This is a genomic window from Kitasatospora sp. NPDC059812 (assembly GCF_042732075.1).
Lineage (GTDB): Bacteria > Actinomycetota > Actinomycetes > Streptomycetales > Streptomycetaceae > Kitasatospora.
The window spans coordinates 12,691-26,143 of sequence record NZ_JBHWIO010000036.1; the positions used below are offsets into that span (position 1 = coordinate 12,691).

A 13,453-nucleotide genomic window follows, 5' to 3' on the forward strand; every position below is an offset into this window, starting at 1 on the left:
GGGTTGTGTGCGTGTGTGTGGTGCGGGGTTCCTCGCCCGCACGCGCGGGGGCGGGGGGGGGGGCGGCGCCGCCGCCGCCCCCCCCCCCCCCCCCCCGTCCGGCCGGGGGCCGGATCCCACAGGAAAGCGAGCCCCTGCGGATGCACGCGGAGCGCAAGAAGTGGCCGCTGGAGGCCGTTCGGGTCAGGCTCGGGTACGAGACGAACGGCAGCCACGGGCCGACCTCCCGGAAGGCCGCCCTCACCGGCGCCCTCACCGACGCGCTGGACGACGCCCGGCGCGCCCGGCACGCCCGGCTGCTCGACGTCCGCGACCACACGCCCATCACCCTCGCCCTGCGGGCCGGGGTGGCCATCGACAGCACGGAGGACCGGGTATGACCAGCACCGCCGAGGAGTACGACGTCATCGTCCTGGGGGGCGGCCCGACCGGCGAGAACGTCGCCGACCGGACGGCCGCCGCCGGCCTGCGCACGGTGGTCGTGGAGGCCGAACTGGTCGGCGGCGAGTGCTCGTACTGGGCCTGCATGCCGAGCAAGGCGCTGCTGCGCCCGGTGGCCGCGCTGGCCGACGCCCGCGCGGTGGCCGGCTCCCGGGAGGCGGTCGGCGACCGGCGGCTGGACCCGGCCGCGGTGCTGGCCCGGCGGGACTCCTTCACCTCGCACTGGAACGACGACGGCCAGGTGCAGTGGCTGCGGAACGCCGGCATCGAGCTGGTGCGCGGCCACGGCCGGCTGGCGGGCGTGCGGACCGTCACCGTGGAGGCCGAGGACGGCACCGAGCGGGTGCTCACCGCCCGGCACGCCGTCGCCGTGTGCACCGGCAGCCGCCCGGTGCTGCCCACGGGCGTGCCGGGGCTGGCGGAGGCCCACCCGTGGACCAACCGGGAGGCGACCGCCGCTCCGGCCGTGCCCGGGCGGCTGGCGGTGGTCGGCGGCGGCGTGGTCGGGGTGGAGCTCGCGACCGCCTGGCGGGCGCTCGGCTCCGAGGTGGTGCTGCTGGTGCGCGGCGACCACCTGCTGCCGCGGATGGAGCCGTTCGCAGGCGAGCTGGTCGCGGAGGGCCTGCGCGAGGCCGGGGTGGACCTCCGGTTCGGGACGGAGGCCACCGCGCTGGAGCGGGCGGACGGCGCCGGGCCGGTGGTCCTGACGCTCGGTGGCGGCGAGCGGCTGACCGTGGACGAGGTGCTGTACGCGACCGGACGGGCCCCGCGCACCGCCGACGTCGGGCTGGAGCAGGTCGGGCTGAAGCCGGGCGGCTGGCTGGAGGTGGACGACAGCTGCACCGTGCTCGGCGTCGACGGCGAGTGGCTGTACGCCGCCGGGGACGTCAACCACCGGGCGCTGCTCACCCACCAGGGCAAGTACCAGGCCCGGATCACGGGCTCGGCGATCGTGGCCCGCGCCCAGGGGCGTGCGCTGGACACCTCCCGCTGGGGCGCGCACGCCGCGTCGGCCGACAGCGCGGGCGCGCCGCAGGTCGTGTTCACCCATCCGGAGGTCGCCGCCGTCGGACTGACCCTGGCGGCGGCCGAAGGGGCCGGGCTGCGGGTCAAGGCCGTCGACCACGACTTCGGCGCCGTCGCCGGGGCCTCGCTGTACGGCGACCACTACCGCGGCCGGGCCAGGGTGGTCTTCGACCTGGACCGCGAGGTGCTGGTCGGCGCCTGCCTGGTCGGCCCCGGGGTCGCCGAACTGCTGCACTCGGCGACCGTCGCCGTGGTCGGCGAGGTGCCGATCGACCGGCTCTGGCACGCCGTGCCCTCCTACCCGACGATCAGCGAGGTGTGGCTGCGGCTGCTGGAGGGCTGCCGGGGGTGAGCCGGGCGGGTGAGCCTTCCTGACGAGAGAGCCTTCCGGGTGAGTGGGCGCGGCGAGATGTGGCCGCCGGTGAACGGCGGGACACTGGGCGGCGGGAGCCGTCCCGGGGGGCCGTACTCGTCACCAGGTGGTGTGGGCATGACCGAAGTGCTGTTGGCCGTCGGAACCGAGAAGGGCCTCTTTCTCGGCCGCAGCCGCGACCGGCTGGACTGGGAGTTCAGCGGGCCGCACTTCCGGATGAACGCGGTCTACTCCGTCTCCATCGACCGCCGCGACGGCCGCACCCGGCTGCTGGTCGGCGCCGACAGCAGCCACTGGGGGCCGTCCGTCTGGCGCTCCGACGACCTCGGCGCCACCTGGTACGAGCCGCCGCAGCCGGCGATCCGCTTCCCCGAAGCCACCGGCGCCTCGCTCACCCGGGTCTGGCAGCTCCAGCCGGCCGGCCCGGAGGCCCCCGGCGTCGTCTACGCCGGCACCGAGCCCGCGGCGCTGTTCCGCTCCGAGGACGGCGGCGAGACCTTCCGCCTGGTCGAGTCGCTCTGGAACCACCCGCACCGGACCGACTGGGGCGCCGGCTACGGCGGCCAGGGCCTGCACACCGTCGTCACCGACCCGCGCGACCCGCAGCGGCTGCTGGTCGCCGTCTCCACCGGCGGCGTCTACCGCAGCAAGGACGGCGGCGACAGCTGGGAGCCCGCCAACACCGGCCTGCGCGCCGAGTTCCTCCCGGAGGAGGGCCAGTACCCCGAGTTCGGCCAGTGCGTGCACAAGATCGCCCCCGACCCCGTCGACCCCGACCGGCTGTACCTGCAGAACCACGGCGGCGTCTACCGCAGCGACGACTGGGGCGCGAGCTGGCGCTCCGTCGCCGACGGGCTGCCCGCCGCGTTCGGCTTCGCCGTCGCCGCCCACCCGCGCCGGGGCGACACCGCCTACCTGTTCCCGCTCGGCGGCGGGGACGACCGCATCCCGCCCGGCCTCCGGTGCCGGGTCTTCCGCACCACCGACGGCGGCGCCAGCTGGCAGCCGCTCGCCGACGGCCTGCCCGGCGAGGACCACTACGGCGTCGTGCTGCGCGACGCGCTGCGCACCGACGACGCCGAACCGGCCGGGATCTACTTCGGCAACCGGACCGGCGACGTCTACGGCAGCCACGACGAGGGCGAGAGCTGGTCACCGCTGATCTCCCACCTGCCGGACGTGCTCTGCGTCCGCGCCGCGGTGGTGGCCTGACAATTCGGTTGCCCCCGGACGCACTCTCGTCGACCATGACGGCGGACGAACGACCGTACGAATGGGGCTGGGTGTGACCGAGACTGACTGGGTGATCGGGCGGAACGGCGAGGGCGTACCGGTGGTGCGCTACCTCCTCGGCGAGCGGGAGGGGCGGCCCTGGGCCGACCTGCTGGAGGTGGTGGACGGAAACGACGGCACCGACCCGGTGGAATTCGTCCGCACCGAGCTGGCCGGGTGGGTGGTCTCCGGGGCCCCCGAGTTCGGCCTCGCCCTGCTGGAGCACGGCGCCACCGTGCTCCGACACTCCCACGCCATGCGGCGCGACCTGGTCGCCGACCCGCCGCCCGCCGACTGGGCCGGGGCCCCGCTGCGCGGCGGCCTGCGGGCCGTGCCCTGCGACCGCGCGCCCGAGGACCTGTTCGAGGCCTGGCGGGCCGCGTTTGCCCCGGGGCACCCGGACCACTTCGCGGGCGACGACCGGCAGGCCCTGGCGGAGCGGATCGCCCCGCTGCTCGCCGGCGAGGTCATCGGGCCGGTGCTGCCGTCCAGCCTGCTCGCCGTGGACGCGCAGGACCGGGTGGTGGCCGGGCTCGTCCTCACCGACCGCGGCGGCCTGCCGTGGATCGCCGACGTCTTCCGGCACCCGGAGCTCGGCTACCGGGGCCTCGGCGCGGACCTGCTGCGCCGCGCCGTCGCCGACGCCGCCGAACGCGGGCTCGTCGAGGTGCAGTTGGCCGTCACCGACAGCAACCCGGCCCGTCGGCTCTACGAGTCCCTGGGCTTCGAGGTGCTGAGCACCTCGCTGACCGTGATCGTGCCGGAAAAGGGCTGACGGCCACCGAATCCTGTCCGGCCGGTCTCGGTGGATCAGCCCGCGATCGGCCAGACAGCGCTACGGCCGGGCCAGCTCCAGGACGGCTATCCCGGCCAGCACGATGAGGCTGGCGCTCAGCCGCAGACGGCCGAGCCGCTCCCGGAACACCACGGTGGCGATCAGGGCGGCGATCACGATGCTCGTCTCGCGCAGCGCCGCGATCGTCGCCAAGTCCCCCCGGGACTGCGCCCACACCACCAGGCCGTAGGCCGTCAACGAGAGCACGCCTCCCGCGATCCCCACCGGCACCACCTTGCCGACCCCGGTCAGCAGCGAACGGCCGCGCCGGGCCCAGGCGATCAGCGCGAGCGTCGGCCCCTGCAACAGGAACAGCCAGGCCACGTAGCCGCCGACCGTCCCGGCGTGCCGGACGCCGCTGCCGTCCAGCACCGTGTAGACGGCGATCATCACGCCCGTCCCGGCGGCGGCCCCGAGCGCGGGCAGTTGCGCCCGCCCCGGGACGCCCTTGGCGAAGGCCAGCCCGATCAGGCCGCAGGAGATCACCACGACGCCCAACAGCTCGCCCGCGCCCGGGCGCTGGCCGAGCACGGTGGCCGACAGCAGGGCCACCAGCAGCGGCGCCGAGCCGCGCGCGATCGGGTACATCTGCCCGAAGTCGCCCAGCTGGTAGGCGCGTAGCAGCAGGACCGTCGACGTCGTCTGGACGGCGACCGAGGCCAGCAGGTACGGCCAGGCCGAGGCCGCCGGCAGCGGGTTGAGCAGCACCAGGACCAGCGCGCACGCGGTGTAGGTCAGGTTGATCAGCGCGAAGCCGACCAGCTTGTCCGCTATTCGGTGCGCCAGGCCGTTCCAGACGGCGTGCAGCACGGCCGCGGCGAGCACGGCCACCGGCACGGCCGGCACGATCTCGGGCATGGCGAAGCTCCCCTCCGACGGCCTTCCGGCGACCCGGCACGGCCTGGAACCAAATTCCACGCTACCCTAGCGCCATGGAAGGACATTCCGACATGACGCCCCTGGAGTCCCAGCTCGCCGCGCGGATCCGGGCCCGGCTCGGCGACCTGCGCGGTGCCGAGGCGCGGGTGGCCGAGGTGGTGCTCGACCGGGGTGCCGGCCTGGTGCACCTGAGCGTCAGCGACGTCGCCGCACTGGCCGGCACCGCCCCCTCCTCCGTGGTCCGGGCCTGCCAGCGGCTCGGCTTCCGCGGCTACCAGGAGCTGAAGATCGCCGCCGCCCGGCACTCCCCCGCCACGGCCCCGGCCCCCGCCGACGACGACGCACGCGACCCGGCCGCCCGGGCCCTCGCCGACACCCTGCGGGCCGCCCGCGCAGCCCTGGACGGGATCACCGCCACACTCACCGCCGACGACCTGCGGGCGGCCGCCGACGTGCTGGCCGGCGCCGGCCAGGTGGTGCTGGTCGGCTCCGGGCTGTCCGGCGCGGTGGTGCTCGACCTCGCCTACCGGCTGCGCGCGCTCGGCCTGCGCGTCGACGCCCCCGCCGACCCGCTCACCGCCCAGCTGGCCGCCGCCCAGCTCCCGCCCGACGGCGTCTGCTTCGCGGTCAGCCACGGCGGCGCCACCCCGCTGGTGATCGACGCCGCGCGCCGGGCCCGGGCAGCCGGGGCGGCCGTGGTCGCGCTCACCAGCTACGCCCGCTCGCCGCTCACCGAGACGGCCACCCACACCCTGGTCGCGGGCGGGCAGGACCTGGTCTTCGGCCTGGAGACCACGGCCAGCCGGCTCGCCCACCTGGCCGCCGTCGACGCGCTCGCCCAGACCCTGCTGGCGCTGCGCGGGCGACCCGCCGAACAGGCCCTCGGCCTCTCGGCGGACATCACCGCGGACCACACGTACTGACCACGGCGGGCGCCCGGCGGCGACGGCAGCCCGGAGCTGTCGGAGGCGCTGTGTAGGCTCGCGGGCATGGCGAGGGTGACACGGGACGATGTGGCGCGGGTGGCGGGGACGTCCACGGCGGTCGTGAGTTATGTGATCAACGACGGGCCGCGGCCGGTGGCGCCCGCGACCCGGGCGCGGGTGCTCGCGGCGGTCGAGGAGCTCGGCTACCGCCCCAACCGGGTCGCCCAGGCGATGGCACGGCGGCGGACCAACCTGCTCGGCATGGTCGTGCCGGACGCCCGCCAGCCGTTCTTCGCCGGGCTCGCGCACGCCGTCGAGCAGGCCGCCGCCGACCACGGCCGGCTCCTGCTGATCGGCAACTCCGACTACGTGGACGAGCGCGAGGCGCACTACATCCGCGCGTTCCTCGGCATGCAGGTCGACGGGCTGATCCTCGTCACCCAGGACCCGGCCACCCCCGGGCTCACCGGCTTCGACGTGGGCGACGGCACCTCGGTCGTGCTGCTGCACCACCGGGCGGAGACCGCCGACGGCGTCGCGGTGGTGGCGGACGACGAGGGCGGCGCCCGCGAGGTGGTCCGGCACCTGCTCGGGCACGGCCACGCCGAGGTGCACTGCTTCGGCGGCACCCTCGCGCTCAGCCCGCACGACCCGGTCACCGGGCGGACGGCCGGCTGGGCCGCCGCGCTGGCCGAGGCCGGGCTGGCGACCGAGGGGCGGCTGGTGCCGGCGCCGTTCGACCGCGTCCGGGCGCACGCCGAGGCGCTCGCCCTGCTGGCCCGGCCCGACCGGCCGTCCGCCGTGTTCTGCACGACCGACGACCAGGCGATCGGCCTGCTGCGGGCCGCCGACGACCTGGGCATCCGGGTGCCGGAGCAGCTCGCGGTGGCCGGATTCGACGACATCGCCGAGGCGGTGATCGCCGGCCCGGCGCTGACCACCGTCGCGACCGCGCAGGACGAGATGGCCCGCGCCGCGGTCGACCTGGTCCTCGGCGGGGCCGAGCGGCGCTCCACCGGCGCGCGGACCTTCCCGGCCCGGCTGGTGCTGCGGCGCACCTGCGGCTGCCCGGCGCCGGAGCGGGCGACCGCAGGCGCAGCCGCGATCTGACTCCGCGCCACGCGCGCTCCGGACCGGTCGGGCCGCTGCCGGGCCGCCTACCGCCGCACGGGCGCGCCGGTCAGCGGAGTTCGCGCGCCGGTCAGCGGAGCTCGTCCGCGAGGAGGTCCATCAGCAGGTTGTCGTGCCAGGTGCCGTCCGGGCCGCGCTCGTACTGGCGCATGGTGCCGACGGAGCGGAAGCCGACCTTCGCGTAGCAGCGGATCGCGGCCGTGTTGTCGGCCGCCGGGTCGATGATCAGCCGGTGGTAGTGGTGGTGGTCGACGAGGTGGCGGGCCAGCGTACGGACGGCGTCCGCGCCGAGGCCGACGCCGTGGACCTCCGGGTCGAGGTAGATGTCGATGCCAGCGTGCCGGTACTCGTCGTCGTTGTTGGCGTACCACTGGATGGCGCCGACGATCTTCCCGCCCACCTCGACGGCGAGGGTCTCGGTGTCGGGCTCCTCCAGGTCGCTGGCGACGGCGTCGGCGAGGTCGTCACCGCCCCGCCAGCGGGCGAACACCTCGGGCGTGCCGCGGATGGCCGCGAGCGCCGGGATGTCGTCGGTGCCGGCGGTACGGAGGGTCACCAGGGTGCCGTGCAGAATCGTCCCCATATGGGGCATGTTGGCACGGAAACAGGCATCCGGCGAGCTGTTTTTCGGTATTCCCCGCGATCGCCCGCACCCCCTCCGAGCAGCGACGATGCTCCACCGCGAAGCACTCGGCGAGAGCGGGCCCCGGGGCGGGGTCAAGGCCCGCCCGCGGCCGGGGCTCAGGCCGCCGGTTCACCCAGCGGGCCGAGCCACACGGCGGTGACCCCGCTGACGTAGCGGGCGCCGCAGTGGTCGTCGGGGACGACGAGCTGCGGGCCGGAGGCGTCCAGCGGGGCGCCGTCCATGCTGGTGGCCAGCAGGATCCGCTGGCCGCCGAAGTCGGGGTCGATCTCGGCCCAGGAGACGACGGCCCGGTGGCCGTCCGCACCGCTGACCGACAGCAGGAAGCGCAGCCGCTGCTTGCGGCCGGAGAAGTCGATCCGGGGCCGGGCCGCGCACAGTACGTCCCAGAGCGCGGGCCCCTCGTAGTCGTGCCGCTGCTCGCCCTCGGCCAGGCAGTCGAAGCTGACCTCGACGCGGTGCGCGGGGAGGGCGCGCAGCTGGTCGACCGACAGCTCGGCGGGCCGGTCGAAGTGGCCGTGCAGCCGGACGGTGGGGCTCGACGGGGTCATGGTGCTCCCTCCTCCCGGGCCGCGCCGCTGCGACCCGGGAGGGGGTTACCCGAGGGAGGGCTCGGGCATTCGCAGCTGCGGCGCCGAAAGGATGATTTCAGCGGCAGCTGCGATGGGATGGAGCGCTTTCAGCTGGCAACTGCGGAGACAGGAGCGGGCATGTCCGAGGAGGCGGCTCGGCGCGCCCCGCACCGGTGGAAGCCGGCGGAAGCCGCGAAAGCCGATGGAAGCGGCACCGCAATCGGGCGGACGACTGGTTCCGCACACCCGCCGAGGGGGCCCGCACTGGATGATCCGACAAGAAGAATCACCGCCGCATGACTTGCATTTACGATGCCCATACACATCTGAACCTTGCACTTGCGAGGAGCAGCCGTGCGCGGCGCACAAAGGCGAGAGCGAGAGCGAGATGAGCGAGAGATGATCGTCGGCGACCTGCTGCACCTCGACGACCTGGACATCCGCCTGGCCTGGGGCACCCCGGACCTGCTCGACCGCCCGGTCACCGGGCTCAGCTCCACCGACCTCCAGGACCCGGCCCGCTACCTCCAGCCCGGCGAACTCGTCCTCACCGGCCTGGTCTGGTGGCAGCCCGCCGACGCCTCCGGCGCGCTGCGCTTCGCCACCGCCCTGCGCAGCGCGGGCGTGGCGGCGCTGCTGGCCGGCGAGGGCACCCACGGCAGCGTCCCGGACAGCCTCGCCGACGCCTGCCGCACCCACGGCATCCCGCTGCTGGCGGTGCCCGCCGGAGTCAGCTTCCGTGCCGTCACCGACCGCGTCTACCTGCGGCTCTGGGGGGACCTGCGGGCCGGCGCCCAGGACACCGCGGCGATCCCGGAGACCGTCCGGCACGAACTGCTCGACCTGCTGCACGCGGACGCCGGGGCCGGCGAGGTGCTGGCCCACGCGGTCGGCCGGCTCGGGGTGGCGGACTGCTCGATCACCACCGCCGGCGGCCGGGCCGTCGCCGCCACCGCCGCTGCCGCCACCGCCGCACCCGCCACTGCCGCACCCGTCCCGCCCGCCGGGCGAGGCGACACCGGGCTGCCCGTCGGGCCCCAGGACGGCTCGCCGTTCGACGGCTGGCGGCTGCGCCCGCACCTGCGCTCGGCGGCGGCCGAACCGGCACTCCAGGCCCTGGCCGAACTGCTCGCCCCGCTCGCCGCCCGCGCCCACGCCGACGCGGGCGCGCGGCGCCGGGCCGCCGGGCGGCTACTGGACGCGCTCGCCGGGGAGGCCGGGCTCGCCGAGCCGCTCGCGACCTGCAGGCTGGGCGGGGCCGAGTCGCTGGTGGCGGTCACCGCGCGGATCGACGGCGGCCGGGCGGGCGAGGCGGGTGCCGCGCCGGGCGACGGCCCGCCCGTCGCCTGGGCGGCGTACGCGCTGGCCGAGGCGCTGCACCCGCTCGGCGCGCCGTACGCCGCCGGGACCGACCGCGGCGGGCGGTCCGCCGCGCTGGTGGCCGCACCGGTCGAGCAGGTCGCCGAACGGCTGCGCCGGGCCCGGCCCGCGCTGCAGAGCCGGCTGACCGGCCGGTGCACCCTGCGGATGGGCGTCGGCCCGGCCGCCCCGCCCGCCCCCGCCGCGCTGCGGGCGGCGCTGGTGCAGGCCCGCTACGTACTGGAGGGCTCGGCCGGCCCGGTCGGCAGCGCCGCCGAACTGGACTCGCTGGACGGACTGCTTCGCGGCATCCCGCCGGAGGTGACGGCCGCCTTCCACGCCCGGCTGCTGGCCCCGCTGGCCGCCCACGACCGGGCGAACAGCGTCTCGCTGCTGGGCACCCTGGCGGTCTTCCTGGACCACGACGGCTCGTGGGCGCGGACGGCCGAGGCGCTGTGCATCCACGTCAACACCGTGCACTACCGGATCCGCCGGATCGAGGAGCTGACCGGCCGCAGCCTGGCCCGACTGCGGGACCGGCTCGACCTGCGGACCGCCCTGCTCTGCGCCCCGCAGCCGGTCCGGGCTCAGGCCCCGGCTCAGGCTCGGTAGACCGCCGAACGGGAGCGGCGGCTGCTGCGGGGGGGGCAGCGCAGGGGAACTGACTGAGGGACTTCAGGGTGTGTCGTCGAGGCGCAGCCGGGCGCTGACCTCGCCGAGGCTTTCGGCGAGCACGGCCAGCTGCTCGCGGGTGAGCACGTCGATCAGCAGCTCGCGGACCAGGGCGACGTGCCCGGGTGCGGCCTGCCGCAGTGACTCCCGCCCCTGGTCGGTGAGTTCGGCGATGACGCCGCGCACGTCGCTGGGGCAGGAGCGGCGGGCGACCAGGCCCATCCGCTCCAGCTGGGTGACCTGGTAGGTGAGGCCGCTCTTGGAGGTGACCAGCTTGTCGGCGAGTTCGGTCATCCGCAGCGCGTGGGCCGGGGCGGCGGACAGGTGGACCAGGATCTCGTACTGCTGGTGCGAGAGGCCGGAGTCCTCCTTGAGCTGGCGCTCCAGTCGGCGGTTGAGCAGGTTGCTCGCGACGACGAAGCCCCGCCAGGCAGCCATCTCGTCCTGGTCCAGCCAGCGGGGTTCGTTCAGTGTGGACATGCAGTGAAGCCTACTCCTGTTGTTCAAATTCGAACGAAGGTGTACGGTCAGCGAGTAGAGGTTCAAATTTGAACTACTCTGCCGAGCCACCAGTCCCGTTCGACCCAGGAGGAGGACGCCATGAGCACCGCGGCCCCCGAGCGTATGCCCGCCCTGTACCTCTCGCACGGCGCGCCGCCGCTCGCCGACGACCCGGTCTGGCCCGGTGAACTGGCCGCCTGGTCCGCCGACCTGCCCCGGCCCAAGGCCGTCCTGATGGTCTCCGCCCACTGGGAGGAGGCACCGCTCGCCCTCGGCGCCGTCACCACCGTGCCGCTGGTGTACGACTTCTGGGGCTTCCCCGAGCACTACTACCAGGTCCAGTACGCCGCCCCCGGCGCACCGGCGCTCGCCGACCGCGTCCGCAAGCTGCTGCGCGCCCCCGGCACGCCCGTCCAGGACATCCCCGACCGCGGCCTCGACCACGGCGCGTACGTCCCGCTGGTGGAGATGTTCCCGGAGGCCGACATCCCCGTCCTCCAGATCTCCATGCCCACGCTCGACCCGCAGCGGCTGCTGGAGATCGGCCGCCGGCTCGCCCCGCTGCGCGACGAGGGCGTGCTGATCGTCGGCAGCGGCTTCTTCACCCACAACCTGCGGGCGCTCAGCAACGACGGCCGGATCAGCTCGGTGATGGCCGAGTTCGACGACTGGGGCCGGCGCGCCCTGGACGCCCACGACCTGGACGCGCTGCTCGACTTCGAGCGCAAGGCCCCCGCCGGGCGGCTCGCCCACCCGCGCACCGAGCACTTCGCCCCGCTGTTCGTCACCCTCGGCGCCGGCGAGGCCGACCTCGGCAGCCAGCGCAGCGTCATCGACGGGTTCTGGATGGGGCTCGCCAAGCGGTCGATCCAGCTCGGCTGACCGGGCGCACCGTAACTGAGGGTTACAGCGCGCAGCAGGTGAAGCGCTCGCCGATGTGCTCGGGCTGCTCGGCCTCGTCGACCAGGGCGACCGCGTAGTCCGGCACCGAGATCCGGCTGCGCCCGGCAGCATCCGTGAGCAGCTGCTCCAGGCCCGTCCGGTAGCGGCCGGTCCGCTCCCCCGGGCCGATCTCGGCGGCCGGGCTGAGCACCGTCCAGCGGACGTCGGAGACCGCCCGGTAGAAGTCCAGCGCCGCGCCGTGCGCGTGCATGATCTCCAGCACCGGCTCCGGCAGCCCCGGCGCGTCCCAGACCCGCACCCCCGGCGCGGTCTCCAGGCTGCCCGCGCCGCCGACCGCGATCAGCCGGGGCGCGGCATCGCCGAGCGAGCGCAGGCCCTCCACCAGCGAACGGGCGGCCGGCCCGATCAGCGCCAGGTGGCCCGGGCCGTCGCCGCCGCCGACCGCGCTGACCAGGACGTCCTGGCCGGCCGCCACCCGGGCCACCTGGGCCGGGTCCAGGACGTCCGCGCGTTCGACGAAGGCCGCCTCACCCTGGTAGCGGTCCGGGTCGCGGACCACCGCGGTGACTTCGTGCCCGCGCGCGGCCGCCTCCGCGACGATGGCACTGCCGATGGTGCCGTTGGCGCCGATCACGGCGATTCTGGCCATGGGGTACCTGCCTGTCTCTCGGGTGGTGGGGTCGGGGAAGCTCGCCGCGACGTGGCATCAGCCAGGTTCGATTATCGGACGGTTCCACTGCGACGGCCCGAGACGTCGGCCTGTCGTGTGACGGGTGCGCCAGGCGGGGCGAACCGACCGGCCGCCAAGTCCTCGTGGACTCGGCGGCCGGTCGTTCAGGCGGTGGCCCAGGCGGTGGCCCAAACGTTGGCTCAGGCGTTGCCGGTGGCGATGCGCTCGGCCTGGCTGCGCTCGACGCACAGCTCGTTGCCCTCGGGGTCGCCCAGGGTGACCCAGCCCTTGCCGTCCGGGGTGCGGTGGTCGCCGAGCACCGTCGCGCCCAGCGCGACCAGGCGCTCCACCTCCTCGTCCCGGCTGCGGTCCTGCGGCTGGAGGTCGAGGTGGACGCGGTTCTTCACCGACTTGCCGTCGGGCACCCGGATGAACAGCAGCGAGGCGCCCGCGGACTCCACCACCGCCTCCTCGTCACCCGGGTTGTCGTCCTCGCCCAGGGTGCCGTCCAGCGCCTGGGCCCAGAACTGCGCGAGGCCGTGCGGGTCGGCGCAGTCGATCGTCACGTGTCGTACCAGAGATCCCATCCGGCTACTCTGACCTGCCGCGTTCGGCCCCGTCCAGCCGTTTCCTGGAGTGCCGGTGACCGTCCAACGGGAACTCCGGCGGCAAGGCCGTCAGCACCTCCTGGAAGGCGTAGCCGCTCTTCTCCGCGACCCGGCAGGAGGCCTGATTGTCCACCTGGTGCAGCAGGTCGATCCGGACCAGGCCGTCGTCGGCGAGCACCTCGAAGGCCCAGGCGGTGAGCGCCACCACCGCGCGCGGGGCCACCCCCCGGCCGCGGGCCGCGGCCGCCGTCCAGTAGCCCACCTCGGCCGCCTCCCCGCCCGGGGTGCCGCGCTTGAGCGCGACGTTGCCGAGCAGTTCGCCCGTGCCGGGCTCCAGCACCGCGAAGCTGTACCGGCGGCCCTCCGCCCGGCCCCGGTACTGCAGCCCGAGCCAGTGCGCGGCCTCCTCGGCGTTCCCCACCGGGGTGCGGGTGAAGCGGCGCAGCGTCTCGTCCCGGTACGCCTCGATCAGGGCCGGCGCGTCCGCGTCCTCGAAGGGGCGCAGCAGCAGGCCCGCGGCCCTCGGGTGCGCGGTGACGGGGGCGGTCACCGCACTCCCCCGGCCTCGTGGCGGGTGCTGCCCGGTCGTCGGTCGCTCATGGTGCTTCTCCCCGTGGGTGCATGGCCGTTCGCTGCGATCTT

15 protein-coding genes are annotated in these 13,453 nt (G+C 75.3%); 8 read left to right on the top strand and 7 right to left on the bottom strand.

All coding sequences use genetic code 11. The features are described from left to right. Window positions 1–140: 140 nt before the first annotated feature. The 4 genes from ACFV6D_RS19660 (at window position 141) to ACFV6D_RS19675 (ending at window position 3,887) form a co-directional block, all read left to right on the top strand. The gene (locus ACFV6D_RS19660) at window positions 141–380 is read left to right on the top strand and encodes a hypothetical protein (protein ID WP_380560602.1); all 240 of its coding nucleotides are present in this window, start codon (window positions 141–143) and stop codon (window positions 378–380) included. Next, window positions 377–1,819, top strand: coding sequence for a dihydrolipoyl dehydrogenase family protein (locus ACFV6D_RS19665; protein WP_380341122.1), 1,443 nt, complete (start codon window positions 377–379; stop codon window positions 1,817–1,819). Before ACFV6D_RS19660 ends, ACFV6D_RS19665 begins: the two co-directional genes overlap by 4 nt. A 138-nt stretch (window positions 1,820–1,957) precedes the next feature. Next, on the top strand, window positions 1,958–3,052 hold the full coding sequence (locus ACFV6D_RS19670) for a WD40/YVTN/BNR-like repeat-containing protein (protein ID WP_380341119.1): 1,095 nt from the start codon (window positions 1,958–1,960) through the stop codon (window positions 3,050–3,052). Window positions 3,053–3,125: 73 nt separating this feature from the next. Next, the gene (locus ACFV6D_RS19675) at window positions 3,126–3,887 is read left to right on the top strand and encodes a GNAT family N-acetyltransferase (RefSeq protein ID WP_380341116.1); all 762 of its coding nucleotides are present in this window, start codon (window positions 3,126–3,128) and stop codon (window positions 3,885–3,887) included. A gap of 60 nt (window positions 3,888–3,947) precedes the next feature. On the opposite strand, the gene ACFV6D_RS19680 is transcribed toward ACFV6D_RS19675, so the two are convergent. After that, window positions 3,948–4,805: an EamA family transporter gene (locus tag ACFV6D_RS19680; RefSeq protein ID WP_380341113.1), complete on the bottom strand. Its 858-nt coding sequence runs from the start codon at window positions 4,803–4,805 to the stop codon at window positions 3,948–3,950. Between the two features lie 74 nt (window positions 4,806–4,879). On the opposite strand from ACFV6D_RS19680, the gene ACFV6D_RS19685 reads away from it, so the two are divergent. Together ACFV6D_RS19685 and ACFV6D_RS19690 are read left to right on the top strand one after the other, a co-directional pair. Beyond that, window positions 4,880–5,749: a MurR/RpiR family transcriptional regulator gene (locus tag ACFV6D_RS19685; protein WP_063346979.1), complete on the top strand. Its 870-nt coding sequence runs from the start codon at window positions 4,880–4,882 to the stop codon at window positions 5,747–5,749. Window positions 5,750–5,815: 66 nt separating this feature from the next. Continuing rightward, on the top strand, window positions 5,816–6,862 hold the full coding sequence (locus ACFV6D_RS19690) for a LacI family DNA-binding transcriptional regulator (RefSeq protein ID WP_063346980.1): 1,047 nt from the start codon (window positions 5,816–5,818) through the stop codon (window positions 6,860–6,862). Window positions 6,863–6,953: 91 nt separating this feature from the next. Here ACFV6D_RS19690 and ACFV6D_RS19695 read toward each other — a convergent pair whose 3' ends face one another. Both ACFV6D_RS19695 and ACFV6D_RS19700 read right to left on the bottom strand, forming a co-directional pair. Continuing rightward, window positions 6,954–7,466 carry a GNAT family N-acetyltransferase gene (locus ACFV6D_RS19695; RefSeq protein WP_079135490.1) on the bottom strand — a complete coding sequence of 171 codons (513 nt, stop codon included), beginning with the start codon at window positions 7,464–7,466 and terminating at the stop codon, window positions 6,954–6,956. A gap of 158 nt (window positions 7,467–7,624) precedes the next feature. After that, window positions 7,625–8,077: a molybdopterin-dependent oxidoreductase gene (locus ACFV6D_RS19700; protein WP_380560603.1), complete on the bottom strand. Its 453-nt coding sequence runs from the start codon at window positions 8,075–8,077 to the stop codon at window positions 7,625–7,627. A gap of 420 nt (window positions 8,078–8,497) precedes the next feature. On the opposite strand from ACFV6D_RS19700, the gene ACFV6D_RS19705 reads away from it, so the two are divergent. After that, window positions 8,498–10,069 (top strand): PucR family transcriptional regulator, encoded by a 1,572-nt coding sequence (locus ACFV6D_RS19705; protein WP_380560604.1) that lies wholly within the window; start codon window positions 8,498–8,500, stop codon window positions 10,067–10,069. Window positions 10,070–10,132: 63 nt separating this feature from the next. On the opposite strand, the gene ACFV6D_RS19710 is transcribed toward ACFV6D_RS19705, so the two are convergent. Continuing rightward, on the bottom strand, window positions 10,133–10,600 hold the full coding sequence (locus ACFV6D_RS19710) for a MarR family winged helix-turn-helix transcriptional regulator (RefSeq protein WP_063350998.1): 468 nt from the start codon (window positions 10,598–10,600) through the stop codon (window positions 10,133–10,135). A 129-nt stretch (window positions 10,601–10,729) separates the two neighbouring features. Here ACFV6D_RS19710 and ACFV6D_RS19715 point away from each other — a divergent pair, with 129 nt between their 5' ends. Further along, window positions 10,730–11,512: a class III extradiol ring-cleavage dioxygenase gene (locus tag ACFV6D_RS19715; RefSeq protein WP_363631404.1), complete on the top strand. Its 783-nt coding sequence runs from the start codon at window positions 10,730–10,732 to the stop codon at window positions 11,510–11,512. 22 nt (window positions 11,513–11,534) lie between these two features. Here ACFV6D_RS19715 and ACFV6D_RS19720 read toward each other — a convergent pair whose 3' ends face one another. From ACFV6D_RS19720 to ACFV6D_RS19730, 3 genes are all read right to left on the bottom strand, one after another. Next, a complete protein-coding gene (locus ACFV6D_RS19720; RefSeq protein ID WP_380341102.1) occupies window positions 11,535–12,182 on the bottom strand; it encodes an NAD(P)-dependent oxidoreductase in 648 nt (215 codons plus the stop codon). A 221-nt stretch (window positions 12,183–12,403) separates the two neighbouring features. Then, window positions 12,404–12,790 carry a VOC family protein gene (locus ACFV6D_RS19725; protein ID WP_063346986.1) on the bottom strand — a complete coding sequence of 129 codons (387 nt, stop codon included), beginning with the start codon at window positions 12,788–12,790 and terminating at the stop codon, window positions 12,404–12,406. A gap of 4 nt (window positions 12,791–12,794) precedes the next feature. Next, complete coding sequence (locus tag ACFV6D_RS19730) at window positions 12,795–13,361, bottom strand: GNAT family N-acetyltransferase (protein WP_063346987.1); 567 nt, start codon at window positions 13,359–13,361, stop codon at window positions 12,795–12,797. Window positions 13,362–13,453 lie beyond the last annotated feature (92 nt).

What these genes read in the sequence shown, in the direction of transcription:
- ACFV6D_RS19690 (WP_063346980.1), top strand. Translation starts at nt 5,816, where the DNA reads ATGGCGAGGGTGACACGGGACGATGTGGCGCGGGTGGCGGGGACGTCC.
- ACFV6D_RS19695 (WP_079135490.1), bottom strand. Translation starts at nt 7,466, where the DNA reads ATGGGGACGATTCTGCACGGCACCCTGGTGACCCTCCGTACCGCCGGC.
- ACFV6D_RS19715 (WP_363631404.1), top strand. Translation starts at nt 10,730, where the DNA reads ATGAGCACCGCGGCCCCCGAGCGTATGCCCGCCCTGTACCTCTCGCAC.
- ACFV6D_RS19720 (WP_380341102.1), bottom strand. Translation starts at nt 12,182, where the DNA reads ATGGCCAGAATCGCCGTGATCGGCGCCAACGGCACCATCGGCAGTGCC.
- ACFV6D_RS19670 (WP_380341119.1), top strand. Translation starts at nt 1,958, where the DNA reads ATGACCGAAGTGCTGTTGGCCGTCGGAACCGAGAAGGGCCTCTTTCTC.
- ACFV6D_RS19660 (WP_380560602.1), top strand. Translation starts at nt 141, where the DNA reads ATGCACGCGGAGCGCAAGAAGTGGCCGCTGGAGGCCGTTCGGGTCAGG.
- ACFV6D_RS19665 (WP_380341122.1), top strand. Translation starts at nt 377, where the DNA reads ATGACCAGCACCGCCGAGGAGTACGACGTCATCGTCCTGGGGGGCGGC.
- ACFV6D_RS19705 (WP_380560604.1), top strand. Translation starts at nt 8,498, where the DNA reads ATGATCGTCGGCGACCTGCTGCACCTCGACGACCTGGACATCCGCCTG.
- ACFV6D_RS19680 (WP_380341113.1), bottom strand. Translation starts at nt 4,805, where the DNA reads ATGCCCGAGATCGTGCCGGCCGTGCCGGTGGCCGTGCTCGCCGCGGCC.
- ACFV6D_RS19700 (WP_380560603.1), bottom strand. Translation starts at nt 8,077, where the DNA reads ATGACCCCGTCGAGCCCCACCGTCCGGCTGCACGGCCACTTCGACCGG.
- ACFV6D_RS19725 (WP_063346986.1), bottom strand. Translation starts at nt 12,790, where the DNA reads ATGGGATCTCTGGTACGACACGTGACGATCGACTGCGCCGACCCGCAC.
- ACFV6D_RS19685 (WP_063346979.1), top strand. Translation starts at nt 4,880, where the DNA reads ATGGAAGGACATTCCGACATGACGCCCCTGGAGTCCCAGCTCGCCGCG.